The 24765-nt window shown below is 69.9% G+C and carries 26 protein-coding genes; 13 read left to right on the forward strand and 13 right to left on the reverse strand.

The window, feature by feature from the left end; translation table 11 throughout:
* The first annotated feature begins 85 nt into the window (after positions 1-85).
* Complete coding sequence (locus ACWIBS_RS09840) at positions 86-1246, forward strand: acyl-CoA dehydrogenase family protein (protein ID WP_376130464.1); 1161 nt, start codon at positions 86-88, stop codon at positions 1244-1246.
* Positions 1247-1252: 6 nt separating this feature from the next.
* Here the strand turns inward: ACWIBS_RS09840 and ACWIBS_RS09845 are convergent, their stop codons facing one another.
* From ACWIBS_RS09845 to ACWIBS_RS09870, 6 genes are read right to left on the reverse strand one after another with little or no spacing between them, the layout of a single operon-like run.
* Positions 1253-1870: a hypothetical protein gene (locus tag ACWIBS_RS09845; protein ID WP_376130462.1), complete on the reverse strand. Its 618-nt coding sequence runs from the start codon at positions 1868-1870 to the stop codon at positions 1253-1255.
* Positions 1867-2463, reverse strand: coding sequence for a hypothetical protein (locus ACWIBS_RS09850; RefSeq protein ID WP_376130459.1), 597 nt, complete (start codon positions 2461-2463; stop codon positions 1867-1869). The genes ACWIBS_RS09845 and ACWIBS_RS09850 overlap by 4 nt, the downstream gene beginning before the upstream one ends.
* Positions 2460-3122: a hypothetical protein gene (locus ACWIBS_RS09855; RefSeq protein WP_376130456.1), complete on the reverse strand. Its 663-nt coding sequence runs from the start codon at positions 3120-3122 to the stop codon at positions 2460-2462. The genes ACWIBS_RS09850 and ACWIBS_RS09855 overlap by 4 nt, the downstream gene beginning before the upstream one ends.
* A complete protein-coding gene (locus tag ACWIBS_RS09860; RefSeq protein WP_376130453.1) occupies positions 3119-4471 on the reverse strand; it encodes a hypothetical protein in 1353 nt (450 codons plus the stop codon). The genes ACWIBS_RS09855 and ACWIBS_RS09860 overlap by 4 nt, the downstream gene beginning before the upstream one ends.
* 12 nt (positions 4472-4483) lie before the next feature.
* Positions 4484-4816, reverse strand: a complete 333-nt coding sequence (locus tag ACWIBS_RS09865; protein ID WP_376130450.1) for a hypothetical protein — start codon at positions 4814-4816, stop codon at positions 4484-4486.
* Positions 4817-4854: 38 nt separating this feature from the next.
* A complete protein-coding gene (locus ACWIBS_RS09870) occupies positions 4855-5142 on the reverse strand; it encodes a WXG100 family type VII secretion target (RefSeq protein ID WP_376129556.1) in 288 nt (95 codons plus the stop codon).
* 146 nt (positions 5143-5288) lie between these two features.
* Between ACWIBS_RS09870 and ACWIBS_RS09875 the strand changes: the two genes are divergently transcribed.
* A complete protein-coding gene (locus tag ACWIBS_RS09875; RefSeq protein ID WP_376130447.1) occupies positions 5289-6065 on the forward strand; it encodes an enoyl-CoA hydratase in 777 nt (258 codons plus the stop codon).
* A gap of 666 nt (positions 6066-6731) precedes the next feature.
* Here the strand turns inward: ACWIBS_RS09875 and ACWIBS_RS09880 are convergent.
* The gene (locus ACWIBS_RS09880; RefSeq protein ID WP_376130444.1) at positions 6732-7268 is read right to left on the reverse strand and encodes a MarR family winged helix-turn-helix transcriptional regulator; all 537 of its coding nucleotides are present in this window, start codon (positions 7266-7268) and stop codon (positions 6732-6734) included.
* A gap of 167 nt (positions 7269-7435) precedes the next feature.
* On the opposite strand from ACWIBS_RS09880, the gene ACWIBS_RS09885 reads away from it, so the two are divergent.
* The 4 genes from ACWIBS_RS09885 to ACWIBS_RS09900 all read left to right on the forward strand — a co-directional run bounded on the left by ACWIBS_RS09885 (position 7436) and on the right by ACWIBS_RS09900 (position 11838).
* Positions 7436-8212 carry an electron transfer flavoprotein subunit beta/FixA family protein gene (locus tag ACWIBS_RS09885; protein ID WP_376130441.1) on the forward strand — a complete coding sequence of 259 codons (777 nt, stop codon included), beginning with the start codon at positions 7436-7438 and terminating at the stop codon, positions 8210-8212.
* A 9-nt stretch (positions 8213-8221) separates the two neighbouring features.
* Positions 8222-9172 (forward strand): electron transfer flavoprotein subunit alpha/FixB family protein, encoded by a 951-nt coding sequence (locus ACWIBS_RS09890; protein WP_376130438.1) that lies wholly within the window; start codon positions 8222-8224, stop codon positions 9170-9172.
* 282 nt (positions 9173-9454) lie between these two features.
* On the forward strand, positions 9455-11023 hold the full coding sequence (locus ACWIBS_RS09895) for a cytochrome b/b6 domain-containing protein (RefSeq protein ID WP_376130435.1): 1569 nt from the start codon (positions 9455-9457) through the stop codon (positions 11021-11023).
* Positions 11023-11838, forward strand: coding sequence for an MBL fold metallo-hydrolase (locus ACWIBS_RS09900; protein WP_376130432.1), 816 nt, complete (start codon positions 11023-11025; stop codon positions 11836-11838). Before ACWIBS_RS09895 ends, ACWIBS_RS09900 begins: the two co-directional genes overlap by 1 nt.
* Before the next feature lie 31 nt (positions 11839-11869).
* Here ACWIBS_RS09900 and ACWIBS_RS09905 read toward each other — a convergent pair whose 3' ends face one another.
* Positions 11870-12625, reverse strand: a complete 756-nt coding sequence (locus ACWIBS_RS09905; protein ID WP_376130429.1) for a coenzyme F420-0:L-glutamate ligase — start codon at positions 12623-12625, stop codon at positions 11870-11872.
* A gap of 5 nt (positions 12626-12630) precedes the next feature.
* On the reverse strand, positions 12631-13137 hold the full coding sequence (locus ACWIBS_RS09910; protein WP_376130426.1) for a GNAT family N-acetyltransferase: 507 nt from the start codon (positions 13135-13137) through the stop codon (positions 12631-12633).
* A 140-nt stretch (positions 13138-13277) separates the two neighbouring features.
* Here ACWIBS_RS09910 and ACWIBS_RS09915 point away from each other — a divergent pair, with 140 nt between their 5' ends.
* Positions 13278-13838 (forward strand): thioesterase family protein, encoded by a 561-nt coding sequence (locus ACWIBS_RS09915; RefSeq protein WP_376130423.1) that lies wholly within the window; start codon positions 13278-13280, stop codon positions 13836-13838.
* 31 nt (positions 13839-13869) lie between these two features.
* Here ACWIBS_RS09915 and ACWIBS_RS09920 read toward each other — a convergent pair whose 3' ends face one another.
* Positions 13870-14802: a LysR family transcriptional regulator gene (locus ACWIBS_RS09920; RefSeq protein ID WP_376130420.1), complete on the reverse strand. Its 933-nt coding sequence runs from the start codon at positions 14800-14802 to the stop codon at positions 13870-13872.
* A gap of 142 nt (positions 14803-14944) precedes the next feature.
* On the opposite strand from ACWIBS_RS09920, the gene ACWIBS_RS09925 reads away from it, so the two are divergent.
* A complete protein-coding gene (locus ACWIBS_RS09925) occupies positions 14945-18649 on the forward strand; it encodes a proline dehydrogenase family protein (protein WP_454136898.1) in 3705 nt (1234 codons plus the stop codon).
* A gap of 189 nt (positions 18650-18838) precedes the next feature.
* On the opposite strand, the gene ACWIBS_RS09930 is transcribed toward ACWIBS_RS09925, so the two are convergent.
* Positions 18839-19549 carry a hypothetical protein gene (locus ACWIBS_RS09930; RefSeq protein ID WP_376130414.1) on the reverse strand — a complete coding sequence of 237 codons (711 nt, stop codon included), beginning with the start codon at positions 19547-19549 and terminating at the stop codon, positions 18839-18841.
* A 42-nt stretch (positions 19550-19591) separates the two neighbouring features.
* A complete protein-coding gene (locus tag ACWIBS_RS09935) occupies positions 19592-20437 on the reverse strand; it encodes a PIG-L deacetylase family protein (protein WP_376130411.1) in 846 nt (281 codons plus the stop codon).
* Between the two features lie 158 nt (positions 20438-20595).
* Here ACWIBS_RS09935 and ACWIBS_RS09940 point away from each other — a divergent pair, with 158 nt between their 5' ends.
* The 5 genes from ACWIBS_RS09940 to rocD all read left to right on the forward strand — a co-directional run bounded on the left by ACWIBS_RS09940 (position 20596) and on the right by rocD (position 24495).
* Positions 20596-21030, forward strand: coding sequence for a hypothetical protein (locus ACWIBS_RS09940; protein ID WP_376130408.1), 435 nt, complete (start codon positions 20596-20598; stop codon positions 21028-21030).
* Positions 21030-21245 carry a helix-turn-helix transcriptional regulator gene (locus ACWIBS_RS09945; RefSeq protein WP_376130405.1) on the forward strand — a complete coding sequence of 72 codons (216 nt, stop codon included), beginning with the start codon at positions 21030-21032 and terminating at the stop codon, positions 21243-21245. Before ACWIBS_RS09940 ends, ACWIBS_RS09945 begins: the two co-directional genes overlap by 1 nt.
* A 1-nt stretch (position 21246) precedes the next feature.
* On the forward strand, positions 21247-22233 hold the full coding sequence (locus ACWIBS_RS09950) for an NAD(P)-dependent alcohol dehydrogenase (protein WP_376130402.1): 987 nt from the start codon (positions 21247-21249) through the stop codon (positions 22231-22233).
* Positions 22234-22386: 153 nt separating this feature from the next.
* Entirely contained in the window at positions 22387-23259 is an 873-nt protein-coding gene (ddaH, locus tag ACWIBS_RS09955) for a dimethylargininase (protein ID WP_376130400.1), read from the forward strand.
* Between the two features lie 9 nt (positions 23260-23268).
* Positions 23269-24495: an ornithine--oxo-acid transaminase gene (gene rocD / locus ACWIBS_RS09960; RefSeq protein WP_376130397.1), complete on the forward strand. Its 1227-nt coding sequence runs from the start codon at positions 23269-23271 to the stop codon at positions 24493-24495.
* Positions 24496-24531: 36 nt separating this feature from the next.
* Here rocD and ACWIBS_RS09965 read toward each other — a convergent pair.
* Positions 24532-24765 (reverse strand): hypothetical protein (locus tag ACWIBS_RS09965; protein WP_376130394.1); only part of this gene is annotated, 234 nt, incomplete at its 5' end.

Here is a 24765-nt window from a genome sequence, read left to right on the forward strand (position 1 = left end):
GTGATCACCGTGCCGCAGCCGGCACACGATCTGACGCCGAAACGACGCACAACGTCTCCTTCGGCTCTGCAGGAAGGAGACGTCGATGTCCACGACCAGCATGACGAGCACGCTCACCGCCGATGAGCGGGCGGCGATCCTCGACGCGGTACGTGAGTTCGCGCAGACCGAGCTCGCCCCGCACGCTCTGGACTGGGACGAGCGGTCGCACTTTCCGCGCGAGGTCCTGCACAAAGCCGGCGACCTGGGCCTCGGCGGCATCTACGTGCGCGAAGACGTCGGCGGCGCGGGTCTGGGCCGCGCTGAGGCGGTCGAGATCTTCGAGGCGCTCGCGTACGGCGACCCGACGATGGCCGCGTACATGACGATCCACAACATGGTCGCCTGGATGATCGACACCTACGGCGACGACGCCCAGCGCACCGAGTGGCTGCCGCGGTTGACGACGATGGGTGACCTGGGCGCCTACTGTCTCACTGAGCCCGGCGCCGGCTCCGACGCCGCCGCGATCACGACGAGCGCCATCCGGGACGGCGACGAGTTCGTGCTGACGGGCGTCAAGCAGTTCATCTCGGGTGCCGGCGCGGCATCCGTCTACATTGTCATGGCCCGCACGGGTGAGCCGGGAGCGCGCGGCGTCACCGCCTTCCTCGTCCCGAGCGACGCGGCCGGCCTGTCGTTCGGCGCCAACGAGAAGAAGATGGGCTGGAAGGCGCAGCCGACGCGCCAGGTCATCCTCGACGAGGTGCGGATTCCCGCCGCGAACGTCCTCGGCGACGAGGGGCAGGGCTTCCGCATCGCGATGTCCGCCCTCAACGGTGGACGCATCAACATCGCGGCCTGCTCGCTCGGCGGCGCCCAGTGGGCACTCGATCAGGCGATCCGCTACGTCAACGAGCGCTTCACGTTCGGTGAGCCGCTCGCCGAGAAGCAGAGCGTGATGTTCACCCTCGCCGACATGGCGACCGAGCTGCGCGCCGCGCGCGCCCTCGTGCGCGACGCCGCGGCGGCCCTCGATGCCCAGGCTCCCGACGTGGCGATGCAGTGCGCCATGGCCAAGCGCTACACGACGGATGCCGGTTTCGACATCGCCAACCGTGCCCTCCAGCTGCACGGGGGCTACGGCTACCTGCAGGACTACGGCATCGAGAAGGTCGTGCGCGATCTGCGCGTGCACCAGATCCTCGAGGGGACCAACGAGATCATGCGCGTCATCATCGGCCGCGAGGTGCTGCGGCAGCAGTGAGCGAGGTCAGGCGTCGCCGCTGAGGATGCGCGCCACCGCGCGATCGAGCTCGTCCTCACCCTGCAGCAGCCGGATGCTCTCCATGAGCTCGAGCAGGGGCTCCTGCATGACGGCGAGCACGTCGAGGTTTTCATCGACCGCGTTGAGCATGAACACGAGCCCTCCCGCGATCCCGACGGTCCGGATGCTGCCCGCGACACTGTCGTCGGGGTCTCCGCCGACATCGGCGAGCCGGATCGTCGCGGCGGACTGCAAGACTTCGCCGAACGGCACCGAGGTGTGACGCGTGACCTGCACGGGCGTGGGTGAATCGAGCCCGAGCACCGCGAGTTCGGGGAGCGCGGGCGTCGCGGCATCCTGCTCGAAGACGCTGAGATATGCCACGCCCATCGCCCGCCCGTCGAGCGGCGCGAACCACAGGGCCTGATCGACCTGCGGGGGCCTTTCGGAGGCGACGCTCAGCGCCATCGCCTCGAACACCGCGCGGCTCTCGGCGTCATCGGGCACGGCGGCCGCCGCGAGCTGGGTGGCCCAGGCCGCGGCATCCTCCCACTGCAGGTAGGGGAACCCGGGCGGGATGCCCAGCCAGTCGTTCTCGTCGAGCTCGATGACGTACTCGGTCATGTGCGCTCCCCCCAAGCGAACGTGCCGATGATGCCGTGGCCGAGGTTCTCGAGGGCGCGCGTGAATTCGCTGTCACGATCTTCGGCGAGCATCGTCACGGCGAAGATCAGGTGCAGCCCCGCCGTCGGCTCGCCCTCGTCGGGCCGTGGAATGACGTAGTGGATCGTCGTCGATCCCGCTTCATCGGATCCTTCGAGGGTGTTCTGCCGCTCGATCCAGCGGTACCACCGCACACCGTCCACCTCGACCAGTTCGGGCGTCTGTCCGGTCGCGAGCCCCGTGACGGCCCGGTCCAGGGTCGACCCGGTCGTGACCTGCACGGGCACGACCGTGAGCGATGCCGGCACCGTGAGGTCGCCGGGCACGGCGACGGGCAGATGCACTCCGACCGCGCGTCGCCGGCGCAGGCCCTCGAACATGCGGTGCACGTGCTGGCGGATCGCCATCACGACGTCGGCGCGGCCGGCTTCGCGTGCCCCGGCGGTCGCGAGGGCGGTGAGTGCCTTCTCGCTCTCGAGGTCGGGCCGGAACTCCTGCCAGCCCGGAGGGAACAGCATCGAGAACCGGATGCCGCGTGCCACCTGATCGCTCACAGCTCTCGTCCTGTCATGCCCGCTGCCGCGCGCCGGGCGGCGACGTCGGCAAGATCGGCTTCGAGTGTCTCACGATGCCGGCGGCTGTGCTGAGCGCGGCGCCGCAGAGCGACGGCCTCTTCGAAGAACGGATCCTCGGGTGCTTCCGGGACCGGCGACGGCGGCAGGGTCGCGCGCCGCACGATGAGCACGATGAGCGCGACGACGACGACGGGCACGGCGAGCCAGTGCCAGCCGATCGTGCGGTCGCCGTCGGTGAACGGGCTCGGCTCGGAGTAGGCCAGGGCGAAGAAGATCGGCAGCAGCAGGAAGACCGTCGCAGTGAAGAGGATCGTGTTGCTGACCAGCGGAGCGTGGCGGCGATCGACGAGCGGCCAGATCAGGATCGCGGTGAGCAGCGGCAGGAAGCCGACCAGGATCGTGAGCCACGACGGCAGGGGGATGAACGGGAACGTGACGTCGGACTCCCACACGGTCGAGCCGGACGTGAGATCGGGGATGCCCGAGGCGAGGAAGTTCACGATCGTGATGACGATGAACAGCAGCGAAACGAGGAGGCCGATCGTCATGGGCAGCCAGAAGAGGCCGAGCCGCTTCTCGCGCCGACGGTCGGCCTCGTCGACGAACTCGTAGGCGAATGGTCGGGAACGCGCGCTCATTGCGCGAATGCTCCTCGGAACGAGTCATAGCGCTCGGAGATGCTGGATCCGATGAAGTCGCTGTTCGCGACCCACGTTCCCGCGAACTCGACCCGGCTTGCGATCTGCGCGAACGAACTCGGCCCCTGGCCGGCGACGGCGCCGCTGCGCGCCCACGCGGCGGCGGCGTTGCCGACCGTGCCCTCGTTGCGCAGCAGGAAGTTCGAGAAGCTCGTGACGGAGTTGTGCCCGCCGCGGAACGCGTTCATGATCGGGCGGTCGATGAAGAAGTCGCGCATCGAGAACTGGCCCAGCAGACTGTTGCTGCGCACCCACGACCGAGCACCGTACCAGGTGTTCCGCGCGAAGTTCCAGGTGTTCTGGCCGGCGGCACCGACTCGCGAGAACAGTCCGCCCGACATGGGCGAGTACCCGAACCGGGGGAACGTCGAGCGCACCGACTGGCGCAGCACGGTGCGACCGCTCGAGAACAGCGCCGATGTGCCGCGCAGACCCGCGAGACCGCCGCGCATCCCCTGGATGAGCGGCCTCGCGAACGGGATGATCCCGATGATCGACATCGTCAGATCGAGCCAGTTCCCTCGACCCTTGGCGAACTTGAGCAGGTTGATCGTGAGCATGACCAGACCCACGACGGCGCCGATCGCGGCGATCGCGAGGGCGATGGGACCCGTCACGAACAGCGCCACGACGGCGAGCCCCACGGCGATCCAGCCGAGCACGGGCAGCAGGTCCTCACCCCACGCGTCGTTGTTGTCGGCCGCGTCGAAGGCGTCCTCGATGCCGTTGACGGCTTTGTCGTACGCGTCCGACCACGTCGAGAACGACCGGTCGAAGCTTCCCCACAGCGTCTCGAGGTTGCCCTCGGCGGTCTCTGTCGCCGAGCGCGCCGTCGTCTGAGCCGTGAGCGCCTGCTGCTTCTGGGCGTCGGTGACCTCGTCTTCCCACGGCATCTGCCACGCGTGGTCGCGCACGAGGGCCTCGGCCTCGCGCTCTTCCTGGCGCTTGGTCTGCACGGTGGTGTGCGCCGATTCGATCTTCGGGATGAGCGGGTGGATCACTTCCTGCGCTGTTTCGAGCTTGCGGGCGTACGTGGTCAGCGTGATGCCGGTCCGGCTGTACCGGGTCGCCGCCTTGCTCAGCTCGGGGTGCGTCTCGCCCGCGGCCTCGCGCACGGCGTCGACGGACTCGGCGATCTGCCGGGTGCCTTCGCTGATCAGGCGCAGCTGAGTCACGGTGCGCCGCATGACGCGCGCGGCATCCTTCAGATCGGTCGCGTACCGGTCGATGTCGGACGGAGTGCCCTCGAGACGGCGCAGCACATTGTGCTGGGGTGAGGTGAGAGTCACCGGTGTGCTTCCTTACCGTGGCTGATGGAGCGCGGGATCGTTGTCGGCGCCGTTGGACTGCATCGCGGCTGCGGCTTCGGCATCCCAGTTGCGCCAGCCGTCGATGACGTCCTGCAGGTGCTTGCGGATCTGATCGAGGTTCTCTTTCAGATCGTCGCGGGTGTTGTTCCAGTCGTTCTCGAAGTCGGCGGCCCGTCCGCGCAGCGATCCGCGGCCGTCCGGTCGGCCGATGGCCTCTTGGATGCCACCGGACACGCTCGTCGCCTCGTCGAACTCCGCGATCGAGGCGTCGAGGTTGGCGACGACCTCGTCGAGTTCCTGCATGTTCAGATAGATGTCGGGCACAACCGGCCTCCCTCCGCGCGCGTCGCCGACTCAGCCGGTCAGTTGCCGGCGAGTGCCTGGTCGGTGTCCTTGATGGCCTGCATCATCTTGCGCAGCGACTCGCCCATGTCGCTAATGCCCTCGATGGCCTTCTCCAGACCCGTCGTCAGCTCGTTGTAGCCCTCGCCGAACTTGCCCGACGCGTGCTCGGTCTTGAAGTCATCGCCCAGGAGGCGATCGACATCGGCCTTCAGGCGACGCAGCACGTCGCCGATCTCCTCGCGACCGGTCTCGAGCTTGCCCGCCATCGAGTCCATCTCGCCATAAGAAGCCTTGAAATCAGCCATGATCCACCCCTTGGTCTCTAGGTCCGGGCGTTTCCCCGGTCGACACACAGGCTAACCGAGGCTGGGGCGACGCCCCATGGGGAGGATTACCCACCCACCTCATTCCGTGCGACATGATCGGATGAGGACATCCGAGGGAGGACACCATGAGCGAGTACGACACGATCATCGTCGAGACGCGAGGCCGCGTCGGCTGGATCACGCTGAACCGACCCGAGGCGCTCAATGCGCTCAACACCCAGGTGTGCCGCGAGGTCGTGGCCGCAGCATCCGCGTTCGATGCCGACACCGGGATCGGGGCGATCGTGCTGACGGGTTCGGAGCGCGCATTCGCGGCGGGCGCGGACATCAAAGAGATGGAGTCGATGTCCGGGCTCGACATGCTCATCGGTGACCACTTCGGCGGCTGGGCCGACTTCGCCGCCGTGCGCACGCCCGTCATCGCGGCCGTGTCGGGCTTCGCGCTCGGCGGGGGCTGCGAACTGGCGATGATGTGCGACATCATCCTCGCCGCCGACACGGCGAAGTTCGGGCAGCCCGAGATCAACCTCGGTGTCATTCCCGGCATGGGCGGATCGCAGCGGCTCGAGCGTGCCGTCGGCTACTACAAAGCGGCCGACCTCATCCTCACGGGGCGCATGATGGGCGCCGACGAGGCCGAGCGCTCCGGCCTCGCCTCGCGCGTCGTGCCTGCTGCCGACCTGCTCGACGAAGCGTCGAAGCTGGCCGAGACCATCGCGTCGAAGTCGCTGCCGTCGCTGTATGCCGCGAAGGCGGTGCTGGATGCTGCGCTGGAGACGCCGCTCGCCGAAGGCCTGCGGCTCGAGAAGCACGTCTTCTCGGCACTGTTCGACACCGAAGACCAGCGCGAAGGCATGTCGGCGTTCCGCGAGAAGCGCTCGCCGGACTTCCGCCACCGCTGACCCGCGGTCTCCTGCTCGGTCCCTGAGCCTGCCGAAGGGTGGTCCCTCTCTCCGCTCGGTCCCTGAGCTTGCCGAAGGGTCGTCCGTCTCTCCGCACGATCCCTGAGCGTGTCGAAGGGTGGTCCCTGAGCTTGTCGAAGGGTCGCGATGCGCTGCTCCCGCTCAGCATGCCCCCGCGACGGCCTGCGGCCGCCGCTCCCGCCAGACCCGATGCCAGCTTCGCGGGAGCAGCGCATCGCTCCGCCGCGCGGGGCTGAATCCTGGTCCCTGGGCCTGCCGAAGGTGGCCCCTGACCCCGCTCGGTCCCTGAGCTTGTCGAAGGGCGGTCCCTGAGCTTGCCGAAGGGTCGCGATGCGGGGCTGAGTCCTGGTCCCTGGGCCTGCCGAAGGGTGGCCCTTGAGCTGGTCGAAGGGGCGTTCGTCTCGCGACGCTTCGGCAAGCTCAGCGACCGGGGTGGGGGAGTGTGCGTGCGGGGCGACGCTTCGGCAAGCTCAGCGACCGGGGTGGGGGCGTGTGGGTGCGGGGCGGCGCTTCGGCAAGCTCAGCGGCCGAAGCTCACCGACCGAAGCTCAGGGGTGGGGGAGGGGGCGTGCGTGCGGGGGGGACGCTTCGACAGGCTCAGCGACCGGGCCCGGCGACCGGGGAGGGCCGCGCGGGGCCACGCGGTCAGAGGGGTTCGGGCATCGGCCGCGGGTCGGTGAAGTCGCCCGAGGCTTTGCGCAGGCGCGCGATGATGCGCACGAGCTCGGCCGTGTCGTCGTCGCCGAGGCCGGGGCTCTCGAACACCGACGTATTGAGCGCCGCCGTCGCGCGCTCGACGAGCTCGCGGCCCGAGGCGGTCAGCACGAGCATCGCGGCGCGCCCATCCTCGGGGTGCGGCTCGCGCTCGGCGAAGCCGTCGCGCACGAGCCGATCGACGGTGTTCGTCACGCTCGTGGGGTGCACCTGCAACCGCGCGATGGCGCTGGCCATCGGCATCCGTCCTTCGCGCGTGAAGGCGAGAAGACGCAGCATCTCATAGCGGGCGAACGACAGACCGAAGGGCTTCAGCGTCGTGTGGATGCGCGCCAGCATGAGCTGCTGCGCGCGCATGATGCTCGTCACGGCGGACATGCCGGCAGCGGCATCCGTCCATCCGTGCGAGACCCACTGGCGCTTGGCTTCGGCGATGGGATCGACCGGCAGCGGTCCGCGTCTGGCCATGGGTGCTCCTCCTGCCTCCACGGTACCGTCGTGCGGATCGAACCTCGAACGACGCGCAATGTATACACACGGGCACATTGTCCGGCGTCGATGCCGGCATATTGCCCTCGATTGGATACGAAGAAAATGCGCGGATAGACTCACCGCAGGTGTGAGGAGTGTGTTCGATGAAGATCGTCGTCCTGGTCAAGGAAGTGCCGGACACCTATGGTGACCGCAAGCTGAGTCTCGAGACGGGTTTGGCAGATCGTGCCGCGTCCGAGGCGGTTCTCGATGAGATCGGTGAGCGCTCGCTCGAGGTCGCGTTGTCGTATGCCGACAAGAATGCGGACACCGAGGTGGTCGTGCTGTCGATGGCGCCGCAGTCGGCGCAGGCCACGGTGCGCAAGGGGCTCGCGATGGGTGCGGCCTCCGCCGTGCAGGTCGTCGACGAGGAGCTGCTCGGTGCCGACATGGGGCTGACGGCTGAGGTTCTCGCCGCGGCGTTGAAGAAGGTCGGGTTCGACCTCGTCGTCGCGGGCAACCAGTCCACGGACGGTTCGGGCGGGATGGTGCCGGCGATGATCGCCGAGCTGCTCGATGCTCCCGCTGCGCTGAACCTCTCGTCGGTCGAGATCGGCGAGAGCTCGGTGTCGGGTGTTCGCGCGACGGATGCCGGCACGGTCGAGGTGTCGGCGACGTTCCCCGCGGTCATCTCGATCACCGAGGCGCTGCCGGACGCACGGTTCCCGAACTTCAAGGGCATCATGGCGGCGAAGAAGAAGCCGTTCGAGACGCTGTCGCTGGCCGACCTCGGTGTCGAGGCGCTCGCCGCGGACGTGTCGCGGTCGATCATGGTCGGCCTGAGCGAGAAGCCGCCGCGCGAGGCGGGGGTCAAGATCGTCGATGAGGGCGATGCGGGCGAGAAGCTCGCAGAGTTCCTCGCGCAGAACCGACTGGTGTGAGGAACTGAGATGACGTTTGCTGCGGATTCGATTCTGGTCCTCCTCGACACGATGCCCTCGGGCGAGCTGGCGAAGTCGTCGGCGGGACTGCTCGGTGCGGCATCCGAGGTGGGCACGCCGGTCGCTCTGGTGATCGGTGATGACAAGCTCGCGCAGGATGCTGCCGCGCTCGGGGCGGCAGCGGTGCTCGTGGCATCCGGTGACCGGGTCGACGCGCTCGCGGCGGCTGCCGCTCGTGTGCAGCCCGATGCGGTGCTGCTGTCGCACTCGGTCGAAGGTCGTGAGGCCGCCGCCCGGTTCGGGGCGCGCACCCGCGCCGGCATCGCGGCGGACGCCATCGGCGTCGGCCGTGATGACGAGGGCGTCGTGGCGCGGCATTCGGTGTACGGCGGTGCGTACAACGTGGACTCGACGGTGACGTTCGGTGCCCCCGTGATCACGATCCGCCAGGGTGCCGTGGACACGCGCGCCGAGGCGGTCGCCTCGCCCGTCGTCGAGACGCTCGAGGTTGCGGCATCCGGTCGTGCGTCGGCGACGTTCGGCGAGCTGCAGGAAGCTGTCGTGGCGTCGTCGCGCCCGGAACTGCGCGGTGCGGCCAAGGTCGTCTCGGGTGGTCGGGGTCTGGGCTCGGAAGAGAAGTTCGAGCTCGTCAACGACCTCGCCGATGCGCTCGGCGCTGCCGTGGGAGCATCCCGCGCGGCGGTCGATGCCGGCTACGTGCCGCAGTCGTTCCAGGTGGGTCAGACGGGTGTGTCGGTGGCCCCGCAGCTGTATGTCGCTCTGGGCATCTCTGGTGCGATCCAGCACAAGGCGGGCATGCAGACGGCCAAGACGATCGTCGCGATCAACAAGGACGCGGATGCGCCGATCTTCGAGATCGCGGACTTCGGTGTCGTGGGCGATCTGTTCACGGTCGTGCCGCAGCTGATCGCGGCGCTCGAGGCGAAGAAGAAGGCGTAACCCGTGGCGACTTTCGGGCGCACGATTCGTCGCGGCCTCCCGCGGCGACCCGGCGGAGACCCCTGGCCTCCCGCCGGCGAAGCGCCGGTCGAGGCTGCGGCGCCCGCTGCGGCGCCCGAGGCTGAGGCGCCCGAGGCTGAGGCGCCCGCGGCTGAGTTGCCTCATTCTGCTGCTCCGGCTGGTGCCGAAGAGCAGTCTGCGCCACATGAAGCTCCCGCGGCTTCGGCTGCCGAGGTTGAGTTGCCTCAATCTGCTGCTCCCGCTGGTACCGAAGAGCGTTCTGTGACACATGAACCGGAACTTTCGGATGCCGCGGGCCTGGCCCCGACGGCAGGTGCAGCGCCCACCGTGCGCCGCGGACTGCCGCGCGTGGCGGGCGGCGAGCCCTGGCCGCCCGCATCCTTCGCCCCCGCCGGAACTGCCGCCCCGGCGGCGACAGCCCCGGCGCACGCCGCTCCTCCTGCGAGTGCGGATGCCGCAGCCCCGACCCCGGCGAGTGAACCGGCGGCAGCGGCGGCGACCCAGACAGCGGCAGCGACCGCTCCGACCGCAGCGACTCCGGCTGCGGCAGCGACCCCGGCGGCAGCCGGCGGCACATCGCACGCCGTGCGGCGCGGATTGCCGCGCGTGGCCGGGGGCGAGCCGTGGCCTCCCGCGGACTACACCGCCGTCACCTCGGTGGAAGCGCCGGCGGTGCCCGCGCCCGAAACCCCCGCGCCCGAAACCCCCGCGCCCGAAACCCCCGCAACGGCGACCGAGGCGCAGGCTCCCGCGCCGGTTCCCGCCGGCGAGGTCGCGGTCGCGGCATCCGTTCGCGACACCTCCACGCCGCTGCCGTTCACGCGCACGGTGTGGCAGGGTGCGGCGGGGCGGGAGTTCGAGCGGCAGCGCCGGTCGGGCGTCGTCGCGACCGCGCCCGAACCCGAGCGCATCGGCCCGTTCACGCGCGGTCAGTGGGTCGGCGCGGTGCTCGTCGCCGGTGCGGGCCTGCTGTTCGCCGCGGCGATGGCCGTCGTCGCGGTGCGGTGGCTGCTGTCGCTGGAGCCGCTGCAGGACTTCCTCACGACCTATCCGGGCGAATACCACCTGCCCGAGGGTGCGCCCGTCGGCTTCCCCGCGTGGCTGGGGTGGCAGCACTTCTTCAACGTGTTCCTCATCGTGCTGATCATCCGATCGGGGCTGCGGGTGCGCACCGAGAAGCGGCCCACCGCGTTCTGGTCACCGCGCACGAACAGCAAGCGCAAGATCAGCCTGACCCTCTGGTTCCACCAGTCGCTGGACATCCTGTGGGTGCTCAACGGCGCGATCTTCATCGTGCTGCTGTTCGTGACGGGGCAGTGGATGCGGATCATCCCGACCAGCTGGGAAGTCTTCCCCAACGCACTCTCGGCCATCCTGCAGTACATCTCGCTGGACTGGCCGACCGAGAACGGGTGGGTCAACTACAACAGCGTGCAGCAGCTGGCGTACTTCACGACCGTGTTCCTCGCCGCACCGCTGGCGATCATCACCGGCGTGCGGATGTCGGGCATCTGGCCCAAGGACGCCAAGATTCTCAACCGCCTCTACCCGGTCGAGTGGGCGCGCGCGGTGCACTTCCCGGTGATGCTCTACTTCGTCGTGTTCATCGCGATCCACGTGTTCCTCGTGTTCGCGACCGGAGCGCTGCGCAACCTCAACCACATGTATGCCGCGCAGGGCTCGACCGACCCGAGCGTCTACGCCGAGAACTGGGCCGGGTTCTGGTTCTTCGTCGCCTCGATCGTCGTCATCGCGATCGCGTGGGTCGCCGCACGCCCGCTCGTGCTCGCCCCCATCGCACGCCTGTTCGGCAAAGTCAGCGCCCGCTGATGACCGCCGACGCGCTGCCCCTCGTGGCGCGGACGAGCGCGCTCACGACGCGGATCCTGGCGCCCAACGCGGGACCGATGACACTCGACGGCACGAACACGTACGTGCTGCGCGCACCCGGGTCGGCCTCCGTCGTCGTGGTCGACCCCGGTCCCCTCGACGACGACCACCTCGCGCGCATCACGGCCGAGGGCACCATCGAGCTCATCCTGCTCACGCACCACCACATCGACCACGTCGAAGCGGCTCCCGAGCTCGCGCGTCGGACGGGCGCCCCCGTGCGCGCGTGGGATGCGGCCCTGTGTGCGGATGCCGCGAACCTGCAGCCCCGCGAGCGGCTCGAGGCGGCGGGCACGCGGATCGACGTGCTGCACACGCCCGGACACACGGCCGACTCGGTGTGCTTCCTGCTCGCCGACGACGCCACGCTCGACGGCGCGGCGACGGCGTCGGTGCTGACGGGGGACACGATCCTCGGCCGGGGCACGACCGTCATCGCGCCACCCGACGGGTCGCTGGGCGCCTACCTCGCGTCGCTCGGGACCCTGCACCACATGGGCGCGGGAACGCTCGCTCTGCCCGCGCACGGGCCCACCCTGCCCGACCTCGCGGCGATCGCGGACCGCTACCTGACGCATCGTCGACTCCGCCTGGACGAGGTCGAGAAGGCACTCGCCGACCTCGGCATCGCGGCGGCGACCGACGCCGAGACGGTCGCCGCCGTCACCGACCGGGTCTACCCGCAGATCGCGCCCGAGGTGCGCTTCGCCGCCGAGGCCTCGACCGTCGCTCAGCTCGCCTACCTCGCCGGCTGACCGCCCGGGCCGGTTCGACGGCGGGACCGATTCAGACGGATGCCGCGCCCGCCGCGAACCCTTCGGCATAGGCCTCGTCGGCGCCGAGGCGGAACATGTCGCGCTCGAGCGGGCGCACGATCGAGCGCGCACCCGGAAGATCGAGCGGACCCACGAGGTCGGTGCGACCGCGCACGACGGCGACGGGAAGCCGTGACGCCTTGCCCTTGACGAGGTCGGTCGCCGCGGCGAGTTCGTCGGCGACGCACGGCTGCGTGACGACGAGCTCGCGGCCCTCGGCGTCGGTCTGCCCGCGCAGATCTTCGAAGACGTGCACGCCGGCGGCACCGATCGCGGCATCGGTCTGCCCTTCGCGCCATGCGCGACCGAGCGTGTCGGTGATGATGACCCCGACGCGGGCGCCGAGTCGGGCGCGCAGCCCCTCGGCGAGGGCGCGCGCCGACGCGTCGGGGTCGACCGGAAGCAGCAGCACGGTTCCCTCGGGCGTGTTCGACGCGTCGACGCCCCCCGCGGCCGACACGATGCCGAGGTGGTTCTGCACGATGCGCGTGCGGTGGCCGGACGGCATCGCGCGCGTGGCGACCGTGCGGACCGTCTCGGCCGTGATGGCGTCCTCGCGGTCGTCGGCCGAGATGATGCGGCCCTCGGCCTTGGACACGATCTTCGAGGTCACGACGACGATGTCACCGTCGACGAGCGTGTCGCCCGCAGCATCCGCTATCGCCGCGACGAGATCCGTGCCCGGAACGATCTCGGGGATGCCCGCGAGGGCCCAGACCTGCAGCACGTGGGTCAGCGGACGAATCGCACCTCGGTGAGCGTCTCACCGAGGAAAGGCTCGGTGTGCGCCGCGCCGTCGAGGGCGAACCCGTTGCGCGCGTAGAACCGGTGAGCGCGCGGGTTGTCCTCGGCGACCCAGAGATACAGCGGCTCGTCCTTCGCGATGACGGAGTCGAAGAGCTTCTGGCCGATGCCGGTGCTGTGGAAGGCGCTGAGCAGATAGATGAAGTAGAGCTCGCGGAACGCGGGGGCGTCCTTGTCGCGGGCGGGCCCGGAGCCGGCGAAGCCCACGATCTCTCCGTCGACGAGCGCTGCGGTCATGGTGAACTCGGGACCCTGTGCGGCCCAGTGCGTCCACAGTTCCGCCATCCGGCGGGGCGAGATCTTCTCGAGGTTCGCCTTGCTGATGAGGTGGTCGTAGGTCTCGTGCCAGCACGTGGCGTGGACGCGACCGAGTGCTTCGGCGTCGACGTCGCGGACCGGACGGACAACGACGTCTGTCTGGATTTCGGCTTCCATGGCCAGACTCTACGCTGGCCGCGCGAGGACGCGAAATCGGCTGTCGCCGGGGATGATGCCACGCCGATGTCCGGGTGCGGACTGTGGGAAACCTGCAACCGAATCGGCTGATCGGGGGCCGATGGCTACCATCGCTCTTCGTGAATGTGATGTGGCGCACCCTGCTGACGATCTGGCGCGCGAAGCGGCACGTGCGCCGGCACGGTCTGACCGATCCGCGCGCCGTCGGCCGAGTCCGTGTGCGGACGCTGCCCACCGACCTGGATCTGCTCGGGCACATGAACAACGGCCGGTACCCGTCGCTGTTCGACCTCGGCCGGTTCGACCTGCTCGTGCGCACCGGCATGTGGGACCTGCTGCGCGAGAAGCGCTGGTACGCCGTCGTGGCGAGCTCGACGATCACGTTCCGCAAGTCCCTCGAGCTGTGGCAGCGGTTCACGGTCGAATCACGCCTGCTCGGCCACGACGAGAAGTCGACGTACCTCGTGCATCGGGCCGTCGTCGACGGTGAGATCTACGCCGAGATGATCGTGCGCGCGCGGTTCCTGCGCCGCGGTGGCGGGATCGTGCCGCTCGAGGAGCTGTTCCAGGCGCTGCACAAGCCCGACGACCTGCCCGGCCTCGAACCGTGGGTCACCGATTGGGCGGCGGCGTCGGTGCTGCCCTCGACGAAGGCACCCGCCCCGAGCATCTGGCGCTGATCGGGTCCGACGCGTGCCGGCGGTGCGGGCTCTAGGCGTCGCCCGGCTGCGTCGGCGTGAACGGCTGGTCCGCCGTGCGCGCCGCGGTCTCGATGTACGCGTCGCGCAGCGCACGGCGCACGGCACGGATGTGCGGATGCGCCGTCGACGAGGAGCGCAACGACGTGAACACCTCGCGCGTGGGCGCCCCGGGGAGGTCGACGAGCTTCACGGGCGAGGCGGGCTCGGCCCACAGCAGGTCGGGCAGCACGCCGACGGCGTAGCCGGCCGTGATGAGCCGCACGTGCGACACGAGGTCGGGCAGCTCGAAGCGCACTTCGGGCTCGAATCCCATGGCGCGGCACTGCTGCACGGCCCACTGCCGCGCGGCCGTGCCGGTGGGCTCCATGACCCACACGCGATCGCGGAGGTCCGCCAGCGAGGTCGCGGGGTCATCGGGCGGAAGCGCGATGCGCACGGGGTCGATGCCGAGGACATCGCGCTCGAGCCCGGACCGGTGCTCGCGGGTGTGCCCGGGGTACTGCTCGGCCACGACGAGGTCGAAGCCACGGGCCTCGAGTTCGAACAGCCCCTCTTCGGGCGGCACCTGGGCCATGTCGATCCGCAGCGCCGGCTCGCGCTCGGCCACGATCCGCAAGAGCGTCGGGGCGAGGGAGAGGGCGGCGGTCTGCATGATCGCGATGCGCACGGGCGCGATGCCCGGCTCGATCGTCTCGAGCTCGGCGCGGATCTGCTCCTCGAGATCGAGCGCCCGTGCGGCGTGCGCGGCGAGGGCTCTGCCCTGCTCGGTCAGGCGCACGCGGCGCCCCTCCGGAACGATGAGACGCACCCCCGCGTCTCGCTCCAGGAGCGCGAGCTGCTGAGAGATCGTCGACGGGCTGTACGACAACGCTTCGGCCACGGCCGCCAGCGTTCCGCGCAGCGATAACTCATGCAGCATCCGCAAGCGTCGAAGCTCGAACATGGCCCCCACCATTCGTGGCACTTCTAGAACGGTATTGATTATAGATGGCCACTTTTCCCAACGGGTCGGATGCCGCAAAGTTGAGGGGTTGATGCCCGTGTACCGGGCGTGGTACCCCCTGCCCTCCGGGAGTTGAAAGATAGTGAGCACCGACGTGACGATCGATATCGCGGCTGAGTCCATCGCCCTTGCCCAGCGATGGGTGGAGGAAGCCGCTCAAGCGGATGTCGATCCGGCTGCGGAGCGCCTGGCGGGGGTGCTCAAGGACCCGAACGGACTGCCGTTCACCCTCGGCTTCGTCGACGGCGTCATGCGCCCCGAGAGCCTGACGGCCGCGGCGACGAACCTGAAGCGCGTCGCTCCGCTCGTGCCGGGCTTCCTGCCCTGGTACCTGCGCTCGGCCGTGCAGCTCGGCGGCGCCGTGGCGCCGGTCCTGCCGTCGCCCGTCGTGCCGATCGCGCGGCGCGTGCTGCGCGAGATGGTCGGGCACCTCATCATCGACGCGCGCCCCGAGAAGCTCGGCCCCGCGATCGCGAAGATCCGCGAGTCCGGCGCGCGCCTGAACATCAACCTGCTCGGCGAGGCCGTGCTCGGCGAAACCGAGGCGCTGCGCCGCCTCGAGGGCATCCACGAGCTCATCCGCCGCCCCGACGTCGACTACGTGTCGGTCAAGGTGTCGGCGATCGTGAGCCACATCTCGATGTGGGCGTTCGATGACGTCGTCGACCTGGTCGTCGAGCGCCTCATGCCGCTGTACTTCACGGCCGCCTCCAACGGCACGTTCATCAACCTCGACATGGAGGAGTACCGCGACCTGCACCTGACGATCGCGGTCTACAAGCGGATCCTCGAGCACGCCGAGCTCACCTCGCTCGAGACCGGCATCGTGCTGCAGGCCTACCTGCCCGATGCCGCGCCGGCGCTGCGCGACCTCACCCAGTGGGCGCAGCAGCGGGTCGCCGCCGGTGGCGCGCCGATCAAGGTGCGTCTGGTCAAGGGCGCGAACCTCGCCATGGAGCACGTCGATGCGGCCGTGCACGGCTGGTCGCTCGCGACCTACAACACCAAGGTCGACTCCGACGCCAACTACATCCGCTGCCTCGACGAGGCGCTGCACCCCGAGAACACCGCCGCCGTGCGGATCGGCGTCGCCGGCCACAACCTCTTCGACATCGCGTACGCGTGGCTGCTCGCCGGCCAGCGCGGCGTGCGGGACGGCATCGACTTCGAGATGCTGCTCGGCATGGCCCAGGGCCAGGTCCAGGCCGTGACGCGCGACGTCGGGCCCGTCCTGCTCTATGTCCCGGTCGTGCGCCCCGACGAGTTCGACGTCGCGATCAGCTACCTCGTGCGCCGCCTGGAAGAGGGCGCATCCCAGGAGAACTTCCTCTCGGCGGCGTTCGACCTCGCCGACGACGCGACGATGTTCCAGCGCGAGCAGGACCGCTTCACGGCCTCGCTCGCCCGCGCCGTCGACCCGACCCTGGCGATCGGTCCCAACCGCACGCAGAATCGCACGCTCGAGTCGGCCGCCGGCCTCACTCGTGCGGGCGCGCGGGCACTGCGCCGCGAGAACGCCGCCGAAGAGGAAGGCCTCACGCAGGCCGTGCTCGGCATCGCACGCACCGCCGCGCCCGAGCCCGCCGACACGGCGCCGATCGAGCCCACCGCCGAATCGCAGATGTTCGCCGGTGACGCCTACGTCGAGACCGCCGTCTACGCGTCGCGCGAATCGGGCCAGCCCTCCGCCGGCGCCCCGGGCTTCGACAACGCCCCCGACAGCGACCCGGCCCTCGAGGTCAACCGCGACTGGGCGAACGACATCCTCGGCCGCGTCGAGCAGTCGGACGCCGGCGTCGAGACCATCCAGGCCGCGCGCGTCGACGACGCCGACGTGCTCGAGAAGATCGTCACCGATGCCCGCGACGCCGCCGCGGCGTGGGGCGCCAAGCCCGCCGCCGAGCGTGCCGCCGTGCTGCAGGCCGCCGCGCGCGAGCTCGAGGCCCGCCGTGGCGACCTGATCGAGGTCGCGGCATCCGAGACCGGCAAGGTCTTCGCCGAGGGCGACGTCGAGGTGAGCGAGGCGGTCGACTTCGCCAACTACTACGCCGCGACGGCGCGCGAGCTCGACAGCGTCAGCGGCGCCGTGTTCGTGCCCGAACGACTCACCGTCGTCACGCCCCCGTGGAACTTCCCCGTCGCCATCCCGGCCGGTGGCGTGCTCGCCGCCCTCGCGGCCGGTTCGGCCGTCGTGTTCAAGCCCGCGCCCCAGGCGCGCCGCTGCGCGGCCGTCGTCACCGAGGCGCTGTGGAAGGCGGGCGTGCCCCGCGAAGTGCTCGCGCTCGTCGACATCGACGAAGGTGACCTCGGTCGCCGTCTGCTGTCGCACCCCGACGTCGACCGCGTCATCCTCACGGGTGCGTGGGAGACGGCGGCGCTGTTCCGCTCGTGGCGCCCCGAACTGCCGCTCCTGGCCGAGACCAGTGGCAAGAACGCCATGATCATCATGCCGTCGGCCGACCTCGACCTCGCGGCGGGCGACCTCGTCAAGAGCGCGTTCGGCCACGCGGGCCAGAAGTGCTCGGCCGCGTCGCTCGCGATCCTCGTGGGTCCCGTCGCGCGCTCCAAGCGCTTCGCCCGTCAGGTCGTCGACGCGACCCGGTCGCTGCGCGTGGGCGTGCCCACCGACCCGATGAGCGAGATGGGTCCCGTCGTCGAGGCGCCGCACGGCAAGCTGCAGTGGGCGCTGACGACGCTCGACGAGGGTGAGCAGTGGCTCGTCAAGCCCGAGCGCATCACGGTCGAGGGTGCGGATGCCGCCAAGTACGAGGGCCGCTTCTGGACCCCCGGCGTGCGCACGGGCGTGCGCGCCGGTTCGCGGTTCCACCGCGAGGAGTTCTTCGGCCCCGTCATGGGCATCATGCACGCGAGTTCGCTCAGCGAAGCCATCGAGATGCAGAACGCCGTCGCGTACGGACTGACGGCGGGCCTGTATACGCAGAACCCCGAAGACCTCGCGACGTGGCTCGATCGCGTCGAGGCGGGAAACCTGTACGTCAACCGCGGCATCACCGGCGCCATCGTGCAGCGCCAGCCGTTCGGCGGCTGGAAGCGCTCCTCGGTCGGCGCCGGCACGAAGGCCGGTGGCCCGAACTATCTGATCGGCCTCGGCTCGTGGCGTGCGTCGGCGGGTGCGTCGACGTCGGCGACCCTGCACCTGCGCGGGCTCGACACCCGCATCACCTCGGTCATCGAGGCGGCTCAGCCGTCGCTCGGCTACGAGGAGTTCGAGTGGCTGCGCCGCGGCGCGCTGTCGGACGCCATCGCGTGGGACCGCGAGTTCGGCCAGGTCAAGGACGTCTCGCGCCTCGGCGTCGAGCGCAACCTGTTCCGCTACCGTCCGGCGCCGGGCGTCACGGTCCGCGCCACGGGGGATGCCACGTGGCAGGCGCTGCTGCGCGTCGTCGTCGCGGGCATCCGCGCCGGCGCCCCGTTCACGGTCTCCACGCCCGTGGGTCTGCCCCCGGCCGTGCGCCGCGTCCTGTCGGACGTCGGCGTGACGGTGTGGGTCGAGTCCGACGCGGAGTGGACCGCGCGCATCGCCGCGTCGCTCAAGGGCGCGGAGCCCGTCGAGCGCGTGCGTCTCGTCGGCTCGCCCGAGGCCATCGCCGAGGTGCGTCACGCCGTCGCCGAGGCGACGGGCGGCAACCCCGATGTCGCGGTCTACCACGACGAGGTCACGACGGCCGGACGCCTCGAGCTGCTGCCGTTCCTGCGCGAGCAGTCGATCACCATCACGGCCCACCGGTTCGGCAACCCCGACCCGTGGTCCGAAGACGTCATCTGACGCATCTGGCCGCGTGCGCGGCATCCGGGAAGAGAAAGAAGTTATCTTTCTGGACGCCGCGCACGGCAGCGGTCACGATGGGTGGAGGGGGACGACTGCGCCGCCGGACTCGGGTTTCGTGCGGCTCGTCCGAAGTGGGGTCAGCGACCCCGGCCGTCCGCGTGATCGCGCATCGGCCGGGGTCCGCGCTCAGTCCTCGTCGACCGGCACCGTGAAGGCGGAGACCAGGCCCAGGATCGAGATGCCGAAGAGCGTCCACTCGCCGGGAGGGGCCTCGGCGCCCTCGGGGATGTCGTAGTTCGGATGGTCCAGGCCCTCGGCCGCACGCACGGCGAAGCCCTCGCCCAGCGCTGCCATCGCCTCGGCGAAGTCGAGGATCGTGAACGGCGTCCGCAGGCGTCGTCCGAAGCGGCGTAGAAGCTCGGCGTAGAACACGGCGAACGACTCGACGGACTCGCGATGACGCTCGGCGCTCGCTTCGCGCAGCTCGGGCCAGGACCCCGCCGCCGTGCGCAGCGCGAGCGCCGTGATGAAGGCATGCGAATCGCGTGATCCCGGCTCGAGGTGGAACCTCGACGCGTAGGTGACGTGGTCCAGGGCCGCGGCGCGCACGACGTCGTCCATCGTCCCGTCGTCGGCGAGCACGTCGCGGATCGCGCTCGACGCGCTCGCGACGGGTCCCGCGAATCTCAGCCGGACCATCTCGACCGCGAGTTCGCGGTGGAATTCGTCCTGATCGGCCCAGATGCGATAGGCGGCGCCGGACGTGAGCTCGACCGAGCGCAGCACCTCTTGCAGGCGGATGTGCTGCACACCCGCCGTCGCGCCACGCTCCAGCAGCAGGTGAAGAGCGGCGTCCAGAATGAGGCGGCGGGTGTCCTCGGCGGATCGGCGAGCCATGCTGATCAGGATCTCAGTCCGCGAGCCCGGGTGTCGATCCGCTCATCGGATCGGATCCTCGTGAAGGTCGCGCACGTGGTAGAACTCCTGGTCCCACAGCAGGTAGACCAGCCACGCGGGCAGATAGTAGGCCGACTGCAGGTAGTCCGCCTGGGACGCGTGGATCGCCCAGCCCTCGTGCTTCTTTCCGACCTCGGCCGACATGGCGAACTCGGGGTCCGGCTGGTTCGCGACGACCAGGGCGCCCTGCTCGCCGCCGAACAGCGACAGCGCCGTGGTGGGGCTGATCGTGTAGACGAGCTGATCGGGTCCCCGGTAGGGGCCGTCTTCATCGGCGAGCTGCGCGATGGCGAGCTCGGTGGCCCGGCCCATCTGCATGTGGTCCTTGTGGCCGGTCGCGCCGCTGGCCGGCCAGAAGCCGACGACGACGTCGGGCTTCACGCGCTTCATGGTCGTCACGAGCCGGTCGACGAGCTCCTGCTCCGATACCCCGGGCACTCCTCCGTCAGGGTAGTCCCACACCTCGTGCTCGTCGACGCCGAGGTTGAAGCTGTTCTTGAGCGCCTCTGCGGTGCGCACGATGCCGAGGTCATCCTGCCGTGCGACGACGGGCACCTGGTGCCCGGCCTCGCCGGCGGTCGCGGTGACCATCGCGGTGTACGCGCCGTCGCGGTCCTTCGCCCGCCAGAACAGGCCGTTGACGGTCTGCTCATCATCCGGATGCGCGAAGACGCCCAGCACGCGTTCGCCGCCGATCTCGCCGATCACCGAGTCGACGCCTTTCGCCGTGGGCATGTGGAAGAGGCTGCGCCCGGCCCAGTAGCCGCCGACGAGGGCGACGACGAGCACGGCGGCGACGACGATGAGCGCGATCCAGCGCTTGCGCATGAGAACTCCGGTGTTCGGGCAGCCGTCGGCTGTGACGGTCGAAGAATCCTAAACCGAAAGCCGACGGCGAACCGCTGTGTCAATTTTTCTTGACATCACCGCACGGGCGGTCGTACGCTCACCCTGTCAAACATTCTTTACACGTCGAGGGATGCACCATGGTCTACGAAGAGCGCAATGCCTGGGCGGGACTCATCGTCACGGTCGTCACGATGACCGCCTACGTCCTCATCGTCCTGCAGCAGGCGGGCGGGGGTGCACTGACCGATGTCGAGTGGTGGCCCATCATGCTCTGGACGATCGGCGGCGGCATCGTCGGCACGATCGTGCTGAGCATCCTGTGGGGTCTGCTCGCGGGCCTGCGGGGTCCCGACGGCGTCGGCCGGTCCGACGTGCGCGATCGGGACATCGCCCGCATGGGTTCGCGCGTCGGTCAGTCGTTCCTCGTCATCGCGGGACTCGGCGTCATCGTCCTGTGCGCTCTCGAGGCAGACCGGTTCTGGATCGCGAACGCGATGTTCTTCGGCTTCGCCCTGTCCGCCTTCGTCGGCGGCGTCGCGAGCGTCATCGCCTACCGCCGCGGACTTCTCTGATGGTGAAGCCGACGAAGGTCACGAACGTCATCCGCGTCCTGCGGGAACGGGCCGGGATGACGCAGGCCGAGCTCGCCGGACGCATCGGAGTCACCCGCCAGACGCTGATCGCGATCGAACAGGGCCGCTATTCGCCCACGCTCGAGCTCGCGTTCCAGCTCTCGCGCGTCTTCGGCCTCGGCATCGACGATGTCTTCCAGTACCCGGAGGGGTGACATGAGCGCGACGATGACGGCGTGGGTGCAGCGTCGATACGGCTCGGCGGATGTCGTCGCCCGTGCGGACGTCGATGTTCCCGAGCCGGGGCGGAGCGAAGTGCTCGTGGACGTCGTCGCGACGGCGCTGAACGCCGGCGACGTGCACATCATGCGGGGGGAGCCCCTGCTCGTCCGGCCCTTCTTCGGGCTGCGGGCGCCGCGCGTCGCGGTGCGCGGTATGGACGTCGCCGGCCGCGTCGTCGCCGTCGGAGAGGGAGTGACACGGTTCGCGCCGGGCGATCGCGTCGTCGGCGAACTGCCGGGAGGGGGGCTCGCCGAGGTCGCCGTCGCGCCGGCGGACCGGCTCGTGCCCGTGCCCGACGACGTATCGATGACGGATGCCGCGACGCTGCCGGTTGCGGGAGGCACCGCGTGGCAGGCGCTCGAACGCGCGGGCGTCGTGCCGGGCGACCGCGTCCTCGTCATCGGTGCGTCCGGCGGAGTGGGCACCTTCGCGGTGCAGCTCGCCGTCGCGCGCGGGGCCGAAGTGTGGGCGCTGTGCGGCGAGCGCAGTCGCGCTCTCGTCTCGTCGATCGGCGCCGCACGCACCTTCGACTACCGGGTCGTGCAGCCGGGAGGGCCTGAGCTCGGGCGCGGCTTCGACGCCGTCCTCGACATCGCCGGGACCGCTCCGCTGCGTGCTCTTCAGGACCTCGTGCGCGACGGCGGCTCGGTCGTGCTCGTGTCCGGTGACGGCGGACGCCTGCTCGGTCCGATCGGCCGGATCGCCGCGGCATCCGCTCGTTCGGTCGGTTCCCGGCGATCGCTGCGGCCCCTCACGGCGGTCGCGAAGCCCGACGTGCTGCACACCCTCGTCGGCCTCGTCGGCGCGGGGCGGATCACGCCGGTGGTCGAATGCACGTGGCCGCTGTCGGACGCGCGCAGCGCCCTCGCGCACGTCGAAGCCGGTCGCACGGTCGGCAAGGTCGTCGTGCGCGCGCACTGAGAAGACCGTCCTCGTCTCGGTCCCGAGTGCGTCGCGTGCGAGAATGGATGCGGCGTGCCCGTGTCGCTTCCCCGCCTGCTGCTCCTGGATGAGCGCCGGATCGGGGCCGGCGGGCCCGTGGACAGCGTCCGCCGAACCTTCGCGAGGAGCTTCATGTCTACGCCGAACACCGTCCCCGACGACATCGTGACCACGACCCGCATCCAGCAGCATCGCACGTATCTCATGTGCCGACCCGAGCACTTCACGGTCAGCTACACGATCAATCCCTGGATGGAGCCCACCAGACCCACCGATACGGCGCTCGCCGTGCGGCAGTGGCAGGCGCTCTACGACACCTACGTCGCGCTCGGTCACGATGTGCACCTGATCGATCCCGTGCCGGGGCTTCCCGACATGGTCTACACGGCCAACGGCGGCTTCGTCGTGGACGGTGTCGCGTACGGCGCGAAGTTCCGCTTCGCCGAGCGGGTGCCCGAGGCGCCCGCGTTCATGGACTGGTTCCGCGCGAACGGCTTCGACGTCGTCGAGCCGCGCGAAGTGAACGAGGGGGAGGGCGACTTCCTGCTCGTGGGGGACACGATCCTCGCCGGGTCGGGCTTCCGTTCGACCGACGACAGTCACCGCGAGCTGTCGGAGCTCTTCGGCAAGGAGGTCGTCTCACTCGGCCTCGTCGACCCGCGCTTCTACCACCTCGACACGGCGCTCGCCGTGCTCGACCCCGTCGAGGGTGAAGGAGGCGTCGAGCGCGCCACCATCGCGTATCTGCCGCACGCGTTCGATGAGCGCTCGCAGCGGGTGCTCGCCGAGCGCTACCCCGATGCGATCCGGGTGTCCGACGAGGACGGCGCCGTCTTCGGGTTGAACTCGGCCAGCGACGGCCGCAACGTCATCATCTCGCCGCGCGCGACGGGTTTCGAAGCGCAGCTGCGCGCGAGGGGGTACCACCCCGTGCTCGTGGACCTGTCCGAGCTGCTGCTGGGCGGCGGCGGCATCAAGTGCTGCACGCTCGAACTGCGACGCTGAGGGGGAGCCATGACCACCGGGATCTTCTCGACGGATGCTGCGACAGCGGCCATCATCGCCGCTGAGGCCGAGCACGTCGCACACAACTACGAACCGCTTCCCGTCGTCATCGCGCGCGGCGAGGGCGCGTGGGTCACCGACGTCGAGGGCAAGAGGTACCTCGACCTGCTGTCGGCCTATTCGGCGCTCAACTTCGGGCACGGGCATCCGGCGCTGCTGGCCGCGGCGCGCGAACAGCTCGAACGGCTGACGCTCACGAGCCGCGCCTACCACAACGACCGGCTCGGGCTCTTCGCCGCGGCGCTGGCCGAACTCGCCGGCAAAGACATGGTGCTGCCCATGAACACGGGCGCCGAAGCCGTCGAGACCGGTATCAAGGTCGCGCGCGCGTGGGGCGAGCGCGTCAAGGGCATCGCGCCGGATGCGGCGGAGATCATCGTCGCGCACGGCAACTTCCACGGCCGCACGACGACGATCGTCGGCTTCAGCGACGACCCCGTGGCGCGCGCCGGGTTCGGGCCGTTCGCCCCCGGATTCGTGCACGCGCCGTTCGGCGACGCCGCCGCGCTCGAAGCGGCGATCACCCCGAACACGGCGGCCGTGCTGATCGAGCCCATCCAGGGCGAGGCGGGCGTCATCGTGCCGCCCGAGGGCTACCTGCGGCAAGTGCGCGAGATCTGCACCCGGCGCGGCGTGCTGTTCATCGCCGACGAGATCCAGTCGGGGCTCGGCCGCGTCGGCACGACGTTCGCGTGCGACCGCGAACAGGTCGTGCCCGACGTCTATCTGCTCGGCAAGGCGCTGGGTGGCGGCATCCTGCCCCTGTCGGCCGTCGTCGCCGATCGCGACGTGCTGGGGGTCATCCGGCCCGGTGAGCACGGGTCGACCTTCGGCGGCAATCCGCTCGCTGCGGCGATCGGGCTGCGGGTCGTCGAGATGCTGCAGTCGGGCGAGTTCCAATCGCGGGCACTCGCGCTCGGCGAGCACCTCGAGCACAAGCTCACGGCTCTCATCGGCCACGGCGTCACGGCGGTGCGCCGCGCGGGACTGTGGGCGGGAGTGGACATCGACCCCGCCGTCGGCACGGGTCGCGAGATCGCCGAACGGCTGCTCGCGCGGGGTGTGCTCGCGAAAGACACCCACGGACAGACGGTGCGCTTCGCGCCGCCGCTGGTCGTGCGGGCCACCGAGCTCGACTGGGCGGTCGAACAGTTGCGGGTCGGGCTCGGCGCGTGAGCGTCGATTTTGACAGTCACGCAGAAACCCATAGACTCAACAAGTTGCCCGGCGGATCGGCGAGAAGCTGAACGTCCGGAGCAGATCCAGCTTCGTGAAGTCGTCGATGATCGCTGTGCCCGACATCTTGTCGGGAACGCGGATTTGACAGAAGCGAAGCGACACATAAGATAGTGAAGTTGCCCTGCGGGCGGAGCTGAGAGGCCGAGTAGCAGGAGCATCCGATCCTTGAGAACTCAACAGCGTGCACTTGTCAAATGCCAAATTACC

It is taken from the genome of Microbacterium sp. NPDC055442 (assembly GCF_053644215.1).